The sequence below is a fragment of the Sphingobacterium sp. UBA6317 genome (assembly GCF_002440385.1).
Taxonomy (GTDB): Bacteria; Bacteroidota; Bacteroidia; order Sphingobacteriales; family Sphingobacteriaceae; genus Sphingobacterium; species Sphingobacterium multivorum.
Genome location: NZ_DJTD01000060.1, coordinates 1 through 19,590, shown reverse-complemented (window position 1 = coordinate 19,590; position 19,590 = coordinate 1). Strand labels below are relative to the sequence as shown.

The 19,590-nt window shown below is 38.6% G+C and carries 13 protein-coding genes and 1 tRNA gene; 5 read left to right on the top strand and 9 right to left on the bottom strand.

Annotated elements, in window-relative coordinates; translation table 11 throughout:
• Nucleotides 1–259 precede the first annotated feature (259 nt).
• Genes B3E92_RS19720 through B3E92_RS19705 form a run of 4 tightly spaced genes read left to right on the top strand, consistent with a single transcriptional unit; the run spans nucleotide 260 to nucleotide 9,133 of the window.
• Nucleotides 260–538, top strand: a complete 279-nt coding sequence (locus B3E92_RS19720) for a helix-turn-helix domain-containing protein (RefSeq protein WP_099372528.1) — start codon at nucleotides 260–262, stop codon at nucleotides 536–538.
• Nucleotides 535–3,834: a helicase-related protein gene (locus B3E92_RS19715; RefSeq protein ID WP_099372529.1), complete on the top strand. Its 3,300-nt coding sequence runs from the start codon at nucleotides 535–537 to the stop codon at nucleotides 3,832–3,834. Before B3E92_RS19720 ends, B3E92_RS19715 begins: the two co-directional genes overlap by 4 nt.
• Nucleotides 3,834–7,160 carry an Eco57I restriction-modification methylase domain-containing protein gene (locus tag B3E92_RS19710; RefSeq protein ID WP_286898024.1) on the top strand — a complete coding sequence of 1,109 codons (3,327 nt, stop codon included), beginning with the start codon at nucleotides 3,834–3,836 and terminating at the stop codon, nucleotides 7,158–7,160. The genes B3E92_RS19715 and B3E92_RS19710 overlap by 1 nt, the downstream gene beginning before the upstream one ends.
• A complete protein-coding gene (locus B3E92_RS19705) occupies nucleotides 7,160–9,133 on the top strand; it encodes an AAA family ATPase (RefSeq protein WP_099372531.1) in 1,974 nt (657 codons plus the stop codon). Before B3E92_RS19710 ends, B3E92_RS19705 begins: the two co-directional genes overlap by 1 nt.
• A gap of 264 nt (nucleotides 9,134–9,397) precedes the next feature.
• Here B3E92_RS19705 and B3E92_RS19700 read toward each other — a convergent pair whose 3' ends face one another.
• The 9 genes from B3E92_RS19700 to B3E92_RS19660 form a co-directional block, all read right to left on the bottom strand.
• Nucleotides 9,398–10,072 (bottom strand): hypothetical protein, encoded by a 675-nt coding sequence (locus B3E92_RS19700; RefSeq protein WP_099372533.1) that lies wholly within the window; start codon nucleotides 10,070–10,072, stop codon nucleotides 9,398–9,400.
• A gap of 4 nt (nucleotides 10,073–10,076) precedes the next feature.
• A complete protein-coding gene (locus B3E92_RS19695) occupies nucleotides 10,077–10,988 on the bottom strand; it encodes a relaxase/mobilization nuclease domain-containing protein (protein ID WP_286898022.1) in 912 nt (303 codons plus the stop codon).
• Nucleotides 10,969–11,331: a plasmid mobilization protein gene (locus B3E92_RS19690; protein ID WP_019974742.1), complete on the bottom strand. Its 363-nt coding sequence runs from the start codon at nucleotides 11,329–11,331 to the stop codon at nucleotides 10,969–10,971. The genes B3E92_RS19695 and B3E92_RS19690 overlap by 20 nt, the downstream gene beginning before the upstream one ends.
• Nucleotides 11,332–11,401: 70 nt before the next feature.
• Nucleotides 11,402–12,355: a toprim domain-containing protein gene (locus B3E92_RS19685; RefSeq protein ID WP_180269169.1), complete on the bottom strand. Its 954-nt coding sequence runs from the start codon at nucleotides 12,353–12,355 to the stop codon at nucleotides 11,402–11,404.
• Nucleotides 12,356–12,425: 70 nt separating this feature from the next.
• Nucleotides 12,426–13,388 carry an AAA family ATPase gene (locus B3E92_RS19680; protein ID WP_286898018.1) on the bottom strand — a complete coding sequence of 321 codons (963 nt, stop codon included), beginning with the start codon at nucleotides 13,386–13,388 and terminating at the stop codon, nucleotides 12,426–12,428.
• 83 nt (nucleotides 13,389–13,471) lie between these two features.
• On the bottom strand, nucleotides 13,472–13,771 hold the full coding sequence (locus B3E92_RS19675) for a helix-turn-helix domain-containing protein (protein WP_099372537.1): 300 nt from the start codon (nucleotides 13,769–13,771) through the stop codon (nucleotides 13,472–13,474).
• Nucleotides 13,772–13,935: 164 nt separating this feature from the next.
• Nucleotides 13,936–14,838 (bottom strand): hypothetical protein, encoded by a 903-nt coding sequence (locus tag B3E92_RS19670; RefSeq protein ID WP_099372538.1) that lies wholly within the window; start codon nucleotides 14,836–14,838, stop codon nucleotides 13,936–13,938.
• A 4-nt stretch (nucleotides 14,839–14,842) separates the two neighbouring features.
• On the bottom strand, nucleotides 14,843–16,174 hold the full coding sequence (locus tag B3E92_RS19665; protein WP_099372539.1) for a site-specific integrase: 1,332 nt from the start codon (nucleotides 16,172–16,174) through the stop codon (nucleotides 14,843–14,845).
• 208 nt (nucleotides 16,175–16,382) lie between these two features.
• Nucleotides 16,383–18,758 (bottom strand): ABC transporter permease, encoded by a 2,376-nt coding sequence (locus B3E92_RS19660; RefSeq protein ID WP_286898016.1) that lies wholly within the window; start codon nucleotides 18,756–18,758, stop codon nucleotides 16,383–16,385.
• A gap of 435 nt (nucleotides 18,759–19,193) precedes the next feature.
• On the opposite strand from B3E92_RS19660, the gene B3E92_RS19655 reads away from it, so the two are divergent.
• A tRNA-Pro gene (locus tag B3E92_RS19655) sits at nucleotides 19,194–19,267 on the top strand.
• Nucleotides 19,268–19,590 lie beyond the last annotated feature (323 nt).

The following is a 19,590-nucleotide window of genomic DNA, read 5'->3' as shown; positions in this document are numbered from 1 at the left end:
TGGTAAGGAAGTTATTAATACCTAATTTTAATTCTGCAACGTGGGACAGTGAAGCAATTTCTAAACCCACAACTGCGTTTAGCTATACGTTATCGCTCAGTGTAAAAAGCCAACGCACATTCAAGCACATTTGGTTTTTTGCCGACACGCATAACCCAAACTAAAAAACCAAAAGAGCTTGAATTTTTCCCAACGCACGGAGGACAGAAATAAAAATAAATCGTACTTTTGACAAATAAGTCCAAACAAATACGACAAGATGAATTCTTTTGGAGAATATTTACGAAACAGACGGGAACAACTGGGACTTCCGCTTAGAAAGGTTGCTGCCGAACTCGACATTGACACTTCCATTTTGAGTAAAATTGAGAGAAGTGAACGAGTGGCAACAAAAGAAATGCTCCCGATACTGGCTAAGACTCTAGAAATTCAAGATAAAGAAGTACAGATAGAATTTATTCAATCGACAGTTTTAAGTGAACTCGGTGACTTGGAATTTTTGGCTGATGGACTTAAAAACGTATTGAAGAAATTATGAGCACTAAGTTTTTTACAAATACTGAAGAGAAAACAATCTTTCAAAAGTTCAAAGGGATTTTGGAGAACATGAAAGATGTTTACGCCTTTCACGCTGTTGTGGGCTATTTTCGTTCGTCTGGATATTTTGCTTTACAACCCTATCTCAAGGAAATAAAAGACATAAAAATATTAGTTGGTATTAATGTTGACCAAATGTTTGCAGACGCCCAAAAGAAAGGGCTGTTATATTTTGGGGACGAACAAAAGACAAAGGAAGAGTTTCTCAACTGGTTCATTCAAGACTTAAAGGAAGCCAAGTATTCTCAGGAAGTTGAAGAAGGCATTTTAGATTTTATTCAAGATGTCATTGATGGAAGAATTCAAGTCCGAGCGCACAACTCAAAAGCTATTCATGCTAAGTTTTATTTATTCTTACCTCAAAATCATTCAGAACATACTGATGGCTGGGTAATTATGGGTTCTTCAAACCTTACAGAAGCTGGTCTGGGAATTAAGAAATCACCAAACTATGAGTTGAATATTGCCTTAAAGGATTATGATGATGTTGAATTCACCAAAACTGAATTTCAAAAGTTGTGGGAACAATCAACTACCATTTTGCCTGCCGACATTCAAGACTTTAAAAAGAAAACTCATATTGGACAGTCGTTCACTCCATTTGAAATTTATCTTAAACTGCTTATTGAATATTTCGGAAATAACATTGATTACGATCCTGACACGGTTGGAGATTTGCCCAAAACCTACAAAAAGTTAAGCTATCAGGTAGATGCGGTTAACCAAGGCTTTCAAATGCTTATGGAGCATAACGGATTCTTTTTGGCTGATGTAGTTGGATTAGGAAAAACAATTGTTGCTTCAATGATTGCCAAAAGATTCTTAATTGCAAATGGTTCACTGAATACAAAAATCCTCGTTGTGTACCCTCCTGCTTTGGAAAAGAACTGGAAGACCACATTTAGGATGTTTGGTATAGACCGTCATACAAAGTTTATTACTAACGGACGCCTTGAGAAAATTGTAAATGGAGAAGATTTAAATTATTGGGCAAAAGAAGATTACGATTTGATTTTAGTGGATGAAGCCCATAAATACAGAAATCATACCTCCCAAAGTTTCGGACTGCTTCAAAGAATCTGCAAAGCTCCACGTAACGGAGAAGGATTGGTTAAAGGTAAAAACAAGAAAATCATTCTTATTTCTGCCACACCTTTGAATAACCGTCCACAGGATTTGTACTATCAATTGTTGCTTTTTCAGGATGCCCGCAGAAGCACACTTCCTGTTACGAACCTTCAATCATTCTTTGGCCCTATTATTCGTGAGTATCGTGAATTAATGCGAGCGGATGAGCCGAACATCAATCAGATTAGGGAGATATACAACACAATAAGGGAAAAGGTGATTTCACAAATTACAGTTCGTAGAACGCGAAGAGATTTAACCAATTACCCAAAATATATAGACGATTTAAAGGATCAAGGAATTATTTTCCCTGAGATAGCACCTTTAAAAACGGTTGAATACAATCTAGACACAAAACTCAGTAAACTATTTTATCACACCGTTTTTTATCTGACTGATGAAGATAAAATTAGCTATTTCCGATATCAAGCCATTAGATTCTTAAGTGAAGAATTGCAAGACGCTTATTACGACCAAGCGGTTTTGATTTCTAAATCGCTTGCAGGTATCATGAAAACGCTCATGATCAAGCGACTGGAAAGCAGTTTCCATGCTTTTAAAATCACGTTGAACAATCTTTTGGTTTCTACACAACGAATGATAAAGATGTTCGAAAATGACAAGGTTCTTATTGCGCCTGATTTGAACATCAACGAGTTGGTTGAAAAAGGTTTTTCTATGGAAGAAATAGAAGAACTTATCATTCAGTTGAGTACAGAAAACCCTAAAAATAACATTTTCAAAGCCGAGGATTTTGAACCGGAATTTTTAATGGGTCTAAAAAAGGATGAAGCTTTACTCAGAGAACTTAATGACGAGTGGAAATTGGTTAAAGAAGACCCAAAAATTGACAAGTTGTTTCAAGCACTTGAAAATGAACTTCTGAATAAGGACAAAAACCCAACAGGACAACTTATAATCTTTACAGAAAGTAATGATACGGCTGATTATCTGGCTGAAAAGCTCGAAGCTTACAAAGGCAAAGGCGTATTGAAAATATCTTCTTCTAATAGAAACAAGATTTTTGAAACGATTCAGGCAAATTTTGATGCCAACTACCCGGGAAAAAGAAAAGACGACTATCAAATTCTTATTACCACAGATGTATTGGCAGAGGGCGTAAACCTGCATAGAGCTAATGTTCTAGTAAATTACGACACGCCTTGGAATGCCACAAGATTGATGCAGCGTATCGGCAGAATCAACCGAATTGGAAGCGTTGCAGGCGTTGTTTACAATTACATTTTTTATCCTTCTCAACACGGTGATGAGGAAATTAAATTGTATAAAAATGCCTTGATTAAATTACAAGGCTTTCACTCCGCTTATGGTGAAGACGCACAAGTATTTACCCACGAAGAGTTAGTAGAACAATTTGAGCTTTTCAAAGAAGGATTGCCTGACGAAGAAGATAAAAGACTTTTGTATCTCCGTTTTATTCGAGAGTTCAAAGACGCCAATCCAAAGGAGTTTAAGAGAATAAAAAGCTTCCCACTAAAAGCAAGAACCGCTCGAAAAAACAACAACGTAAATACAGAGGATTCGAAAGATACCACACTAATATTCCTTAAATCTCCGTACAAAATGGAGTTTTACAGCGTGAATAAAGACAATGAGGTAAAAGCCCTGTCTTTTTTAGAAGCCGTAGAACAATTTGAAGCCAAAGCAGCTGAGCAAGGATATGACATTCCGCCTGTCCACTTTGAAAATGTGCAAGCGGCTTTAACTGAATTTGATAAAGACTTTTTGGGCTCAACAACAGAAACAGTAACTACCACCGATAAAGCGGATGCCATTTCCGCACAAGCCAAAAAGTTTATGCGTGATTTTAAATCCATCACTCGGAAAGATGACACCAAAAAAGCATGTGAGGCACTACTGAATTTAATTGACAAAGGAACATTTACTCCTTTGCCAAACGAAATAAGAAAACTGAAACGCCAATTGGATAAAAAGACCATTTCTTATGGTCAGGCAGATAACTTGATTGTAGCCATTGCCCAAAAGTATGATGCTTTTGATAATGGGGAGGATGAAGATTCACTACAAGTAGAAATTGACTTGAATGTAACACCCGAAATTGTGATCACTGAAACATTTATTGACTAATGGATAAAGTAACCCTACATAAAATATTCAGCAAAGCATTTGATGATGCTTCTTGGTTGGAAGTGCTAAAATCTGTTTTTGGTGCCAAGTTGGGTCTTTTAGCTCAACCAAAGCCGATACTTCTAAAAAGCAACGACAAAGCCAATGCCGCTTTTGAATTAGGAAGCTTCACCACCACTGACGACCGCATTATTGGTTTATATAAAATTGAAGTAAAGCCCGAAGTGTGGCTCGAACGCAACAAAGTGGGTTTACGTGAATTGCTGCGTAATGTCTATCAATATGATGTGGACGGTGCGATTATCGTGTTTGTTCAGCAAGAAAAATGGAGACTATCCTTTGTATCGGAAATCAAGGTTTTAAATGACGAAGGAGAAGTTATTGAACAAGCAACCGAACCCAAACGCTATACCTATTTATTGGGCGAAGGTGAAAAGGTAAGAACGCCTTCTGACCGATTGAGCAAACTCACAGGGAAATCGCTTGCCCTCCAAGATATTCTCAATGCCTTTAGTGTTGAGGCTCTGAATGAAGAATTTTACAAAATCATTCAAGCCTACTTCTATGAATTAGTTGGTGGTAAAATTGGCAAAGGCAAAAAAGTAACCGATTACGGTAAAGGCATTTTGCAACTTCCTTCTGTTCCCAAAGAAAACCGACAAGTGTACCAAGAATTTGCGGTGCGATTAATTGGTAGAACAGTGTTCTGCTGGTTTCTTAAAATGAAAAAATCAGATGCAGAGGCTCCTTTGCTTCCTGAAAGTTTACTCTCTTCAAAAGCAGTTAAAGAATATTCCGGCTACTATCACACTATTTTAGAACGGCTGTTTTTCCAAACCTTAAACACGCCTGTTGAACAGCGGATAGAAAACTTGCCCGAAGGTGCTAACCAAATTCCATTCTTAAACGGAGGTTTGTTTGAACCGGGCAACCAAGATTATTACAAGCCGAGCAACATTACAGGATTAAGCCAAAACCTGAATACACTCAACATTGATGACCAATGGTTTGTGAAGTTCTTTGAAGAGTTGGAGAAATACAACTTCACCATTGATGAAAACTCGGTAACGGATGTAGAAGTAAGCGTTGACCCTGAAATGCTGGGGCGCATTTTTGAAAACCTGTTGGCAGAAATAGACCCTGACAGTGGAGAAACCGCCCGAAAAGCAACAGGTAGTTTTTACACCCCAAGAGAAATTGTGGACTATATGGCCACCGAAAGTTTGGTGCAATACATCCACAACAAAACCAATCTGCCGCAAGACCAACTTCGCCCCATCTTTAAAATGATGGACAAGCAGGACTTTGATTTTACCAAAGCCGAAACAGAAGCCATTTTAGACACTCTTGACCAAGTAAAAATTCTTGACCCTGCTTGCGGTTCGGGTGCTTTCCCTATGGGTGTGTTGCAAAAGATTGTGCAAGCCCTGCAAAAGCTTGACCCTGATGCTGTGTGGTGGAAAAAAAGACAAGTGGCTCGTGTTTCAAATGCCATAGTTCGCAAACAACTCAAAGAAAAAATGGAATCCTCGGGAGTAGAGTATGCCCGCAAAATTGGCGTCATACAAAATTCCCTTTACGGGGTGGATATACAGCCTGTAGCTGCCGAAATATCCAAATTGCGTTGCTTCCTTTCTTTGGTGGTAGATGAAAATATTGACGAAAACAAACCCAACCGAGGTATTGAACCTTTACCAAACTTGGAATTCAAATTTGTTACAGCAGATACGTTAATAAAACTCCCCGAAGAAAACGGACAACGTGGTTTATTTGACAATTGGGAGGAAATGCAGGAATTGGAAGAACTCCGAAACGACTATATCCAAAGCTATGGTAAGCAAAAACAACGCATCAAAGAGCAGTTTTTAAAGGTGCAGCAAAAAATGTTTAAAGACCAACTGAGTTTGTTTTCTGACAAAGAAAGCCGTGCTTACCAGCTCAGCACCTGGAACCCTTTTGGACACGAAAAATCAGATTGGTTTGACCCAAAGTGGATGTTTGGTGTAGAGAAATTTGATGTGGTGATTGGGAATCCGCCTTATAATGAGGTTTCAACGAAAGAAGATAAAATTAAATTTCAATCAATTTTCAAAGAGGTAATATCCAAGCACTATGATGTATATATCTTCTTTTTTAAAAGAGGATATGATTTAGTATCTGAATATGGCGTTCTTTCATATATAACTCCACACACATTTACTGTTTATAATCAATTTCAGGCGCTAAGAAAGTGGATGATTGAAAAAACAAAAATAGTAGAGATTAGTGATAGAATTGAAAGTGTATTTTCTTCAGTTGTTGTTGATAGTTGTATCACTATTTTAAGTAATAATCCTAAGCATAAAAAAAGTGCATTCAAGAGATTTGAATTCAACCAAAGAGGTTTACAGCTAATCGAATCAGAAACTCTTGATGATACAGAATTTGATCATGAAACATTTTCAATTTCAAGTATTAAGAACAAGGAAAAATTAAAAGCCTTTTTAATCGATTCCAAGTTATTAGGCGAAGTTTATGAAAGCGGTCAAGGCATAACTGTTTATGCGAAAGTTCAAGGTGAAAAGATAAATTACTTCAGAGAGTCTATAGTATCTCAAAATTCAAAACCCGTCACGAAAGGAAGAGAAATATTTCGATATAAACTTAATTGGGATTCTTCTTACATAGAATATGGCAACTGGCTCTGGTGTCAAAGGGACGATAAATATTTTGAGAGTCCAAAAATATTTCTTCGCCAAACATCTGCTGATTTAATAGCCACTTACATTGAGGAACCATTTTACTGTATTGATTCAGTTCATTCGATTATTACAGGAGACCACGCATATAATTTAAAATATTTACTATGTATACTGAATTCAGGGGTAGGTAACTATATGTACAGCCTACTAATTCAAGAGCAAGGTAAAGTTTTTGCACAAGTAAAATTAACTTTCCTCCGTAAAATACCTATTAAACAAGCCAATCAGTCCATTCAATCGATATTTGATAATATATGCACATATACCTTAGCAACAAACAAATTCAAAGATTTTGATAAACACGTCCCCAACTCCCACATTGCCCAACTTTTTGAAGAAGTAATAGATGCTATGGTGATGGAGTTGTACTTTAAAGAGGACTTTGAAAAAGCGGGTATTGAATTTATCAAATATGCAGAACGGGATTTTGAGAGCATAGAAGGAAAGCCTCAGTCAGAACAGATTGAAATCATCCACCGTGCTTATCAAAAGTTGCGAGAGAAAGACAATGAAATCCGCAACAACCTGAAATTAATGGACATCAAACTGGCAGATATTGTAATGCCGATTAAAGCGGCTAAGTGATGTATAGAATTAAGGAAATCACTCTAGAAAACTTCAAGTTCTTTTACGGAAAAAGGAAACTTGACTTTGAACGAAAACACATTCTGCTTTACGGTGAAAACGGAAGTGGAAAAAGCTCTATTTATTGGGCTTTGTACACATTTTTTCAAAGTGTATTCAAAACTGATGTTAGGCAAGTTCAAAAATATTTTTTACCTATAACAAAAAGCGAGGAGAGTTTAAAGAATCGTTACGCTAATGATGATGAAGATTCTTTCATTGAAATTCTCTTTGAGAATGACCCTTCAGACCCTCGTGTAAAACGGATTTCCAATACTACTGTTAATACTAGAACAGATGATTTTGTCAAAGAAATAACGCTTACCAGTGACCTGATAGATTACAAATCAATTTTTAACATTTACAATTTCACCAATAAAAGCAGGGTTAAGCTTTTCGGGTATTTTGAAAAACATCTTTTGCCGTTCATCAATTTAAGAACATCATTAACTAAAATTGATGGAACAATTGTTTCCACCAATCTTGAAGTTTGGTGGAATCATTTAAAAGATGGTTTAGACCCTTATCCAGGCATCTACGACCCAGAATACACCCATTTTCAAAGTTTGGTATCAACATTTAATTCAGACTTTGACTTCTATCTCAAAAAAATAACTGAAACGGCCAATAACTACCTTAAATACAAATTCAAGGAAGATTTTCAAATAGAATTTGATTATCAAAATTGCACTTATAATGAATTCAATACGCACAACAAAGGGAGAAACAAAAAGACAATTGCACCTGAAATTTACCTTGAAGCTTGGCTTATAGATTCAAATTTGGACGAAGTATCAAGTAAAATATCGAGAGTTCATACTTTTCTTAATGAAGCCAGACTTTCCTCAATTGCCTTAGCAATTAGAATGGCTATTTTAAAAGAGAAATTTGTAAAAGAATCACCCAAAATCCTGATCCTTGATGATTTGCTACTCAGTTTGGATATGGGTAACCGTGAAGTTGTTTTATCTATTATTCTTGAGGAGTATTTAAAGGATTATCAGCTAATCATATTGACGCATGATAGGGTGTTTTTCCAATCTGCTTTAAGTTACATAAAGGTTAAGCATTCTACTGAATTAAAAAAGCAAGGTGAAGATAATAAAGACAAATTGGATAATGCTTTTTCAAAATATTGGAAAGTATTTGAGCTTTATGAAGCCACGCAGATTGATGGAAAAAGAATACCATCAATCACGACCTATAAATCCTATTTGCAAAAAGCATATCAATATTTTAATGATGTTGAAAACATCGACTATAATGCATGTGGGAATAATTTGAGATCAGCCTTAGAAGAGATTTTAAGAGAAATTATTCCGTCAAAATTTTTAAGACAAGACAATGGTGAAGCCATTCCGATAACTTCTCAAACATTGAGTACATTAATCATGAAATGTACAGATTTTTTCAACCACATAGGTTTTGATATAGCACTTTTAGAACGACTTGACAGGTATCGAGAGAGGGCGTTAAATCAAACGTCTCATTATAACCCAAAATCAAATTACTATAAGAGGGAGCTTCAAGACACGTTTGAAATCATCACTGAGCTGAAAAAGTACCGATTGGATTCAATCATCAAAACAGACACATTATTACAATTTTCAGTATTTTCAATATCAGGTAATGAATATATTTATTCATTTAAGCCACTAGATAATATTTGCCTTTACTTAGAACCGAAAGACAAAGCAACTTCTTTTTATTGCCCTGATGACAAAAGACCGTATGCACTTGTAGGTTTTACAACCGAAGGTGAATCAGAGTTACTAACTCCTGTAACACCAAATTTGACTCTCAAAGATTTCTACATTCAAACAATAGAAGGTCTTGAGAAAAAAATAGGTGAAGAATGTAAGAAAGAAGAAGATGTGTATTCAATTATAAAAACAATTGACGGAAATAGCTTGAATAAATTAAAACGATACTAATGCCAACGCTCAACAGCCACACACATTGCCAAGCCATACCAGCCAACGCTAAAATCCAAACTTGGCAAAGAGTGTGTCTGTCCAACCGCATGGCCAAAACGCACGACAAACAAACGAACGAAAAAGAACACCGAAGCGATAACATCACCTATACGCAAGCAGGGGTTTCGTGCTTCGTAGGACAGGAAAGTAGTAAAATTAAAGTTCAGTTCTTCGTAGGAAGTTCACTGGTTAAAATCCCTGCCTGCGTATAGCTGAGAACCGTTATTCAGGACTGTTTAAGTTTTTGATCTCCTGACGTTTTTGGTCTATACTGTTTAATAGTTTATTTTCTTCCTCTCTTTTAATCACCAAATTATGGAATTTCTTAGGGTTAAGAGAATAAGTAGAATCGATATGCGATGTTACATGCGGTAGCTCCAATTCTATCATTCGGTAACGCATTTCATACGATTTTCTATCGTCTAATTGTTTGTTCTTCTCGTATAGAACACCGAGACCTAGCGAAATAATGGTAGATAATGCTATCATAACAATGATCAGAGGTGTTGATTTGAGATCAATGCCGTAATGATGTTTTACAATGACCTGATCAGGAATTTCAGCTATCTTTGAAACAATTTCTTTTTCTTTGATTGTTAATACAGCTAATTCCTGTCTAGTTATTGTGGAGATTTCATTAGCTACATCCTGAAGTGTCCCATAATCGTTAATGATCTTAGATAGTACATCGTTTTCTCTTTTAATAAATTGCTTGATCTGTTGTAGTAGTTCCTGATCCTTTGCTCGCATTTCATGAAATTCCTGCATTTTCTTTTCATTTTCAGAAAGTAGGGAGACAATTGTAGGCATTATTCGTACAATATCCTGCGTGATCAAGTCTGTGTTTTCCTGCAATGCGCTTACCTGTTGCTGTATATTTTCTAATTCTGTGTTCATGGTATTAACGTTTTAGTCCGTAATTCTCTTTCTTTTTTCTTTTCTTGATCAACGGATCATCTTGCTCTGGTGTAATTTCGGAGTTCGAAAATAAAGCTGATGTTATGTGACCAAGTGTTTCTCCGATATTTCTGTCTATAGAATGATCCTTCGAAACATAGCTTCCAGTAATTTGATTTAGTTCAATAGAATTATCTATGCTATTTAAAGCCTTGTCGATCTGTCCGAAGCTCAATGAGCGGTCTATGGCAGAACCCCGAAATGTCTGTTCATCTTTGATGAACGAAATACCTTGAACCTCATCCGACCCCAATCTATATTTAAACTGCATTTCCACACCTCTGTAACGGATATAATTTTGTAGTTCCTTCCAGTTTTTACTGTGTCGTATGCCTGCCTTGACGGTGTCGTAAATTTGGTATTTCGTTAGATTATTACCTTTCAGTCTACCTCTGTTGACATTTCGTTTTCCTTCGGACTGCTTAAAGCCATATAATGCATTTAATTCTTTACAAGCTTTAAAGCTCTTATACCGCTGATTGCTATTGGAGATAGTTTTGCCATGATCGTTTACCCGATTAAAAATAATATGGATATGATCATGTTGGCGGTCGTGGTGGCGCACCATTAAGCATTGGGTATCCCTAATATCTAATTTTGATAAATAACGCTTAGCTGCGGATAGCATGATGTCATTATTCAGCTTGTTTTTATCTTCTGTATTCCACGAAAGAATAATGTGTCCGACTGCCTTGCCCAATCTTGGATTCAGCATCCGCTGAAAATTAAAGTCCTGTGTGATGGTCTTTGCCGAATCCGTCCGTAATCCATTTACATGGATAATCTCACTATCTTTTTTCAGGGCGTATCCAACGCATCCGCCGAAAGATCGGCCCTCAATTATCTTCGCTATCATGGTGCAGTAGTTTATTGATACAATGGTTAATGTGATGGATCGTATTTTTGCATTCCTGTGCCACCTCAATCAGTCCAGACTGGTGTGCTTTTTTAGTTAACTGATTTAGATTGTTCGAAGCCCCAGTAATCGCCCTAAAAGCTTTCAATTGTTCTTCGGTAAACCTAGGTGTAATTTTTCGTAGGATCGCAGATTTGCGTACCCATTCCGATTTGCTCATACCTGCAATTTTTGCATTATGCAAAACTCTGTTATGTTCGCTTTCATCGAAACGGACATTGATCCTGAACTGTTTTTTATTTTCGAGTGCGGGTCTTCCGCCTTTTTTCTTGTTATTTTTCATCTTGTTTCTTTTTAGCTGTGACCATCGGGAGCCAATCGGTTTTGGGGTCACCAAAACACAACCTTGCTTCCTACCTATTCGATAATTTTCTGCCAGTATGGCGATTTTCGATTTTGGTGTCGGATAGACCATGCACCAGATAATCGTTCACGTCTTTTATCATACTGTTCCTGTGCTGTAGTTCCTGTATCCCGTTTTTGAGGCCGTGGGTTTTTCCAAAGCGGATTTCCAAGTCCCTGTAAGCCTTTGTTCCCGACCCGTCCGTGTCCAGATAACTGACGATAGTTTTGTGCCGTTCCAAAAACGGGAATGACCTTTTCAGGTGGGCGGTGGTGTTCAGGATGCAATAATCTGTAGGTGGAAACGGTCGGTCTGCAATCTTCCTTAGTGTCAAAAAAGAAAGCCAGTCCATAAATCCCTCGAACAGCATAACCCTGTCGCTTCCGTTGTCTACGGTGGTGATGTCCTTTGTCATTAACGACCGTTTGTCATAGGGGTTGCGCAGTTCAAACCCTCCCGAATCATTGGCAGAGCATACGGCAAAATACGTCTGCCCGTTTGCCATCCGGTAGTAGATTTCCTTGCAGAAAGCCCTGGCAATATCGGGGTCGATCTTACGCTCATTGGACAGATAGCCGAGCAATGCTTTGTTTTCAAGCGGTTTTACGGACAGTATCGTGTAGCCCGTATCTTTTTCTGTCTGTACTGCGTGCCGACTATCCAGAACGGTCTGCTGTTGAAAAGAAAGGATATTTTTTCTTTCATCAGCCCACTCCAAGACTTTAGCGAGTTCGGACGTGCCTAAGAACTTCATCAGGAAATCAATGTTGTTCCCACCGATACCCTCGGAATGGGAGTACCACATATTTCGATGTACGTCCACCTTTGTCGATGCCGTCCGTTCATCCCCTCCGTTAAAGGGGTTCTTGAACCATGCTTCCCTGCTGTTCATCTTGGCACACGGAATCTGTAAATGCTGTAATATGGATATGAGCGGTATTCGCTTTAATTCTTCACATGTCATATTCTTGATTTTTAGAGAGGTTTAGTTTAGTCTATCTATATATAGGGGCAGACTAAACTAAACCTGTTTTTCAGTAATAAAATTCGGGGTTGAACCGATAGGTCTTGTCGTTCTTGACAATCATCCTTTTGTTTTCAAGGAACGTCTTTAGCTGTTTTGCCTTGTTCGTTCCGAAATTGAACCCATGTGCCAAATACCCCTCCTGTAGCTTGCTCACGAAGTCGCCATAACTACACGTTATTTCTCCGTCAGTGAACAACGCCTGTAACACCTCCCGGTGATTATCGGCGGACAGTTCCTGATAATCGAAGCCTTTCCTTGCTTTGGGGATTGCCATTTCCAGATTCTCTTCCAGTCGGGGCAAACCGTCCTCGATATAGAATGCGAACGGCTCAAATTCGATGTCACGGATAAACTTCGGCGATACGATGCTGTAATTTGCGTCCAGATCGTTTTTGCTTATCTGTAGGACAGTTTCTGCCTTGTTGTTGATCTCCGTTCCCAGATGCCCCCGTGTATTGTCGTCGCCTTTGTTGAGGTGCAGGAGAACGTGGATATGTACATTGAGTTCCTGTGACCATTTCATGAGCTTACCCGTTATTTCGGTGGCCTCGGTGGCATTGTTGATGTCAAAGACAAGGTCACGGATGCCGTCAATGACGACCAGTCCGATCTTGCCTGCGTACTTGAAAAGTGCGTATTCGATGATGTTGATACGCTCTTTGGTAGGGTACTCCCGCAGAGCGATAAAATTCAGGTTCTCGTGGACTTCGGTCGTTGGATAGCCTATGAGCTTATACACTCTTGAAAGAAGCCTGTGGCAATGGTATTTCCCTTGCTCGGTATCGCAGTACAGTACCATGGGGCGGTTGCGTGGCACGTCCACCCTGTACTGTAATATCTGCTTTCCACTCAATGCCGATGCGATCAATGAAATGACGTTGAATGTCTTTCTGCTCTTTGCCTTTCCCGTAGAGGCACTGAAATTCCCAAGTGTTCCGATGACGGAATCCGAACTGCATATCTTTATCATGATGGGTGGCTCTAAAAATTTATCTGTAATCCTGACCAGAGAGCGGTCGAACGCCTCAACGGTCTCCTGCTTGAACGGCATCATCATTTACCTCCCCTGTTATGGTTGAAGTTCGTCATGGACGCCATAACGTCTTCTTTGTTGAAGTAAATGCGTTTTCCCATACGTCTGTACGGAATACGTCCCTGCTTCATCCATTCGGTCAGGCTCACAAGTGAAATATCCAGTTCGTCCGCCATTTCCTTTTTGGTCAACAGTTTTGCTGTCTGTGGTTTCTGTGGATTGTCAGCCGTCTTCTTGACGTCTGTAATGAAAAGGTGCAGTTCCTCCCTTACGGCATCCTTGATGCAGTCTTTGAGGGCTTTTTGGTCGAGTAAAATCATAGTTTGCTCATGTTTATCAATGTAAGAATGTCGAAGTCGTGGCCACTTTCTCCGAGTGAGTTAACATGGGCAAAGTTGGGAAGTACACAAATCAAAAATCCCCTCAAAATTAATTTTGAGGGGATTTTTGATTTGCAAATCACTGAAAAACAGACGTATGTGTTTTACGTATATATTCTATCAGATTCTTTAATATTGAAATATTTACTCCTGTTTTTTGATTTTAGCATCTCTTTTCCTAAGTTGTCCTTAAAGTAATCAAGTATCGTATCGTAGCTAAGTAGTTGACGGTTGTCTTCTTTGCTGTTTGTGTGGGACAACGTGAAATAGTTATGGATCAATCTTGCCCATAGTTCAGGCTTTGCCGATAGGAAATTATTGTCTGTCCTGGGAACTTTTAAGTCTCTCAATTGCATGAAAAGGTCAATTAATAGTTTTTGGTCTCCGTTCAAAATTGCAATCCTATATTCCGGAGCAACATTTTTCAATTGATTCTGCAGATCCTTTACGGTTGACTGTTCTTTTTCCAAAAGCACCTCCAATTCATTTTTCCTCTCAATTATCCGTTGATATTCTATAAAAAACTGGTCAGAACCCCTCTCGTCAAACAAGAATTTGGACAATACGGATTTTGTGTCGTTGGTATTCTGCCAGTTCATTATTTCCTGCACGTAGGAGACGGACTGCCGTAAACGTTCTTCGTTGGTCACCGTCAGACCCCATCTGTCCACCTCTTTAAGAGCTTCCCGAAATCTGGTCAATTTGTGTATCCTTGTCTTAGACCGCGTATTGTAATAGTATAACGTTTCCCGTGATTTCCTGTCCTTATCGACAATTTCCAGTACTTTTGCTAAAAACGTTTCTTCATTGCCGTCAGGGTTGCATGCAAGGTAGTACTTTTTATGGTGTTGATAGAAAGGGATATATTCCTGTTCGGTTATGTTAAATATCCGCATGACAAAATACCCCGAAATGTGGATAGGATTCATATTGAACAACGGTCCTATATCAAATCTGTTCTTTCGTTTTCTCCATGTTTTTCTCAACTTAAAGTATTTACCGTCCATGATATTAAAATTTATTCAGTGCATCGATTAGCGAGTCCGTGCTTGCCGATTCATATTTCATTAAAGTCCGTATATCGGAATGTGCCGTCAGTTTCTGTACAAGTGTAATGGGTACGTTTCTGCTCAATAGGTTTGTGACCATTGACCGCCTGCCAACATGGCTCGATAGAAAATCGTACTTCTTTTTTTCTATCACCAGTTTTTGCTTGCCCGAATACCTCGTTATCTTTATGGTTTCGTTCAGCCCTGCCAGTTTTCCGACCATTTTAATATATTCATTGAACTTCTGGTTCGATATCTTGGGTACTTTGTAGCCGATACGCTCCAGAATATCCTTTGCGGGGGCGATGTATCCCTCGAAAGGTACGATCACCCTTTTTTTGACTTTTACCGAAATGAAGTCCCAAGCATTGTTTTTTATGTCCTTTGGGTCAAAGTTGATCAGATCCTCAAATCTTTGCCCTGTGTAGCACAATAGACAGAACAGATCCCGTACCCTTTCCAGGCTGGGCTTGTCCGAAAGATCATGGTTCAGTATCTTCTCAATTTCCTTTTCAGACAGCGCAATGATTTCGTTATATGCTTTCTTTTTAAAATTTGTTTTCTGTGTCTTAAAAACATCAGGATGCACCAGATAATCATTGTCGTTGCACCACTTTAGAAATACCTTTAACGTGGATATGTACTTGTGTATGGTATCATTCAGCAAGCCCGTCTTATCATCATCGTTCGTGTTCTTTTTCTTGCTTAGAAATACCTCAAACTGATCGATAAATTTACCGTCCATTTCCCTAAGGATCAGTTTTGTTCCCTTATGCTTCTCAAAATCCTCCAATCCCTTAAAGACTGTCCGGTATTCTTTTAACGTACCCTCTTTGACAAAATTGGATTTGTAGGAAAGGAACTGGGGTTTCAGGTGGGAAATGGATATTTCGCTATTGACGGCATTGTCCCTGTCAATACAATCCTGTACAATCTGTTTATAATCCTCTTTGGAAAGAAACTGGTTTGTGTCTTTTTTGCGCATTGCTTCCCTTGTACAGCAGTTTGCAAGGTTGTTCAGTTCAACATTGAACTCCAATGCACCGCTGACACTTGGCTTCATCCGCTCCTTTTCAAAATCCCAGTTCTTGGACAGTATCTTGTAGTTGGTTCTGTATTTTATCCTGCAGGACTTATCCGGCGAAAAGAAAAGATACAGCGCAGTCGGGGATGGATTCCAGAACTTGGGCGCAAGATTCTTCTTTTTTCCGCCAACCTTAGCCAGTTCCTGCTTGATCTTTTCAGGGGCAACGTTGGGATTATAGGGCTTATCTAAATAAAAATTCACTTTCATATTTCTCGGACATATTTCGGACAGAAATGCTTAATATTACCATATTTTACCTTTGTAAAGATAGATAAAGTTAGGAATTAATTTTTATAAACACCTAATAATCAGTATAAAATAAGAAAAGTAAAAGTAGGGTATGATAACAGTTCGAATCCTGCCACCCCGACTTAAAAGCTCTAACGAAAGTTAGAGCTTTTTTTGTTTCCTATTTTTATTCGTCCCGTAAGCTATTTACAGGATTAGCTATGGCTGTTCGGATAGCCTGCCAACTTACTGTAATTAATGCGATACCTATTGTTACTAGTCCCGCCAGCACAAACATCCACCATTGGATTTCGATGCGGTAAGCAAAGTCTTCCAGCCATTTGTTCATGGTTAGCCAGGCGATCGGCGAGGCAATTATCAAGGCAATTAATACGGGTTTTATAAAATCTCTGGACAATAATGTAGTGACACCCGATACCGAAGCGCCAAGCACCTTGCGAATTCCGATCTCTTTGTTTCGTTTGGCAGCCGTAAATGAGGCTAAACCATAGAGGCCTAGGCACGCGATAAATATGGCCAATCCAGAAAAAAGACTGAGTATACGTTGTTGCCTAAGATCAGTTTTGTACAGCATATCGAATTTCTGGTCCAAAAAACTGTATTCAAACGGATATAATGGGGCTACTTTCCCAAATGCGGTTCTGATAGTTTTTAGAGCTTCAGGGAAATCTTTTGTGTTTAAGCGGATAAGGGCTACCCTTAGATCATCAGAAGGGGCAACAACTAATGCATCCATGTTTTCTTTTAGGGATAGGAAGTTAAAATCATCAATTACACCAATGATTGTCCGGGGGGATTGATCGCGGATCGTATTTTTTATCCATTTGCCAATGGCCTGTTCGGGAGTAAATCCAAGCATCGATGCTGCAGTACGATTGACTAATACAGCCCTAGTGGAGTCGGTGGGGTATTGCGCTGAAAAGTTTCGGCCTGCTATTATTTTGAGTTTCAAGGTACTTACATAGTCAAAATCAGTGAACTCTGTCCTTGACTTCCACTTCTCACCGTTTTTTCCTTCGACCTCGAATGTGTGGTTATCGAAGAAGCCGCCCGGTTCACCGGACATAAAGGAGACCGATGTAATGTCGCTGCTCGCAGATAATTCGTTCTTGAATGTACGCAGGTTGTTATACAGTTCTTCATTGTCTATTGGAATAACCACTGTCTGTTGGTCGTCATAGCCAAGTCCCAGTTCTTTTACATATTTCATCTGCTTAGAGATAATCAATGTACCGATGATCAGTAAAATAGATATGCTGAATTGGAACACCACTAATGTATGGCGGAACAGTGTGCCGCCCTTGCCTAAGCGTAATTTACCTTTTAATGCCTGTATAGGGGAGAAGGTCGAAAGGTATAATGCGGGGTAACTTCCCGCTAATAGACCTACTATAATGATAACTGCAATCAAAAAAATATAGATCGGCCATGAATTCCATGGGACTGTTAGGCTGTATCCCAATAGTTGATTGTATACAGGCATAAGTAGTTGCAGTAGACACATGGCGAGCGCGCAGGATATGCTGGTTAATAAAATGGATTCTCCGATAAACTGTCCCATTAATTGAAGACGTTGTGCGCCAAGCACCTTTCTTAAACCAACTTCTTTCGATCGGTCAACTGCACGTATTGTTGAGAGATTCATGAAATTGATGCAGGCGATAATCAATATAAGTATGGCGATGGAAAGAAAAATGTAAATAACCTTTTTGTCGCCATGTTTTGCGCTGTCAAATGCGCTGTGGGATTCAAGATAGACGTCTCGTAGCGGTGTAAGCGCAAGATCAAAATGAATGCCCATATTGGTAGAAACTGCTTTCATATGCCTATTCATGAAATCAGGAAACTGCTTTTCCAATTGCCTAGCATCCTTATGTTCGTCAAGTAAGATGTAAGTGAATAAATTGTTGTTTTGCCAGGCTTTAAAGGGTTCGGTATCGAGATAATTGGATAAGGGGATAATGAGATCAAAATCCAGATGTGAATTGACCGGAAGATCTTTAGCGATCCCAGTAACGGTTAATTGTTTATTTTTATCAAGCTGCAGTATTTTACCGATAGGATTTTCATTTCCAAAATATTTCTTCGCAGTTGTTTCCGTGAGCACAACACTTGTTGGATTTTTTAAAACAGTCGTTGGATTCCCTTTGATTAGCGGAAAACTAAATAGTTCAAAGAAATCGTCATCTGCAATAAAGAGTTTCTTTTCATTGAATGCAATGTTGCCAACAGAGAATAACCCATTGGCAGGCATTACCCGTACAGCTTTTTTGATATCATCGGGATAATCGGTTAATAAGGCCGTGGCATAGGGTGCGGATAAATAAGGTGCACGGTCCTTGGTGTTGTCAAAACCACGTATGACCCGATAGATGCGACCGCCTTGGCTGTGAAACTTATCAAAGCTAAACTGATTGGCGATAAACAGGAATATCATTGCGCAGACGGTGATGCCTATTGTTAAGCCAAGGATATTGATAAAGGAAAAAACCTTGTTCTTAATAAGGTTTCTCCAGGCGATTTGGAAATAGGTCTTTATCATACTTTTTGTTATAAGTGTTCATTCTGAACTTATGGTAATCAATCCCGTTGAAGGATAGGTTGATTTCTATTTTGAAAAAAATGTTCAATGGATCAATTTCAAAAAAGCGGCCAAAGGGCTAAAGTATTTTTAGTCAATAGATTGTATTCTTTCTTTTTGTGGTTAAAGTGTTTGGATTCGAACACTTCATGTTCATATTCGAACAGGCTACAGTGGGGAGGTCAAAAAGATTTTAATTGACAGGTGAGCGCTTGATCGAAGTGACAAATATTCGAAATAGCATCAGATTTGATGTATAAAGGAGAGCTATGTATCGTCAGGGCAAAGAGTATGTCGCAATATAACAACTTGTTAGTTTTATTTTATGTTTTTCATTTGCAAATAATTTGTAAGAAGCGTATATTTGTGCCACACAAAACAAAGGTGATACCTTTTCGGGGTGTAGCGTAGCCCGGTATCGCGCCACATTTGGGATGTGGAGGTCGTAGGTTCGAATCCTGCCACCCCGACTAGAAAAGCTCTAACGAAAGTTAGGGCTTTTTTTTGTTTCAGGGTAGGAAGGCGAACCTACGGCCTTTAGGGTGTTATTTAGATTGATCCGGAGGAAACTCAGTCAGGGCCAGCCAATCCCGCTATTTTAGCTAGCCAAGTGTTAACTTCGCTATTCAGGGCAGTCATGCTGGTTTTTAAAATTATTATGGATCGAAATCGATATGTGTTTTATATGTTTTGTAAATTATTTTACAATAAGTCAGCTTGTTAGGTGTTATGTAGAGAATATTTTTGAAAAAAACATATTTTTAATTTACTTTTGTGCCACACAAAACAAAGG

Bases quoted from the DNA above. Each gene is read 5' to 3' on its own strand.
- B3E92_RS19700 (WP_099372533.1), bottom strand. From the start codon at position 10,072: ATGAACACAGAATTAGAAAATATACAGCAACAGGTAAGCGCATTGCAG.
- B3E92_RS19675 (WP_099372537.1), bottom strand. From the start codon at position 13,771: ATGATTTTACTCGACCAAAAAGCCCTCAAAGACTGCATCAAGGATGCC.
- B3E92_RS19720 (WP_099372528.1), top strand. From the start codon at position 260: ATGAATTCTTTTGGAGAATATTTACGAAACAGACGGGAACAACTGGGA.
- B3E92_RS19670 (WP_099372538.1), bottom strand. From the start codon at position 14,838: ATGGACGGTAAATACTTTAAGTTGAGAAAAACATGGAGAAAACGAAAG.
- B3E92_RS19680 (WP_286898018.1), bottom strand. From the start codon at position 13,388: ATGATAAAGATATGCAGTTCGGATTCCGTCATCGGAACACTTGGGAAT.
- B3E92_RS19660 (WP_286898016.1), bottom strand. From the start codon at position 18,758: ATGATAAAGACCTATTTCCAAATCGCCTGGAGAAACCTTATTAAGAAC.
- B3E92_RS19705 (WP_099372531.1), top strand. From the start codon at position 7,160: ATGTATAGAATTAAGGAAATCACTCTAGAAAACTTCAAGTTCTTTTAC.
- B3E92_RS19665 (WP_099372539.1), bottom strand. From the start codon at position 16,174: ATGAAAGTGAATTTTTATTTAGATAAGCCCTATAATCCCAACGTTGCC.
- B3E92_RS19710 (WP_286898024.1), top strand. From the start codon at position 3,834: ATGGATAAAGTAACCCTACATAAAATATTCAGCAAAGCATTTGATGAT.
- B3E92_RS19690 (WP_019974742.1), bottom strand. From the start codon at position 11,331: ATGAAAAATAACAAGAAAAAAGGCGGAAGACCCGCACTCGAAAATAAA.
- B3E92_RS19685 (WP_180269169.1), bottom strand. From the start codon at position 12,355: ATGACATGTGAAGAATTAAAGCGAATACCGCTCATATCCATATTACAG.
- B3E92_RS19715 (WP_099372529.1), top strand. From the start codon at position 535: ATGAGCACTAAGTTTTTTACAAATACTGAAGAGAAAACAATCTTTCAA.
- B3E92_RS19695 (WP_286898022.1), bottom strand. From the start codon at position 10,988: ATGATAGCGAAGATAATTGAGGGCCGATCTTTCGGCGGATGCGTTGGA.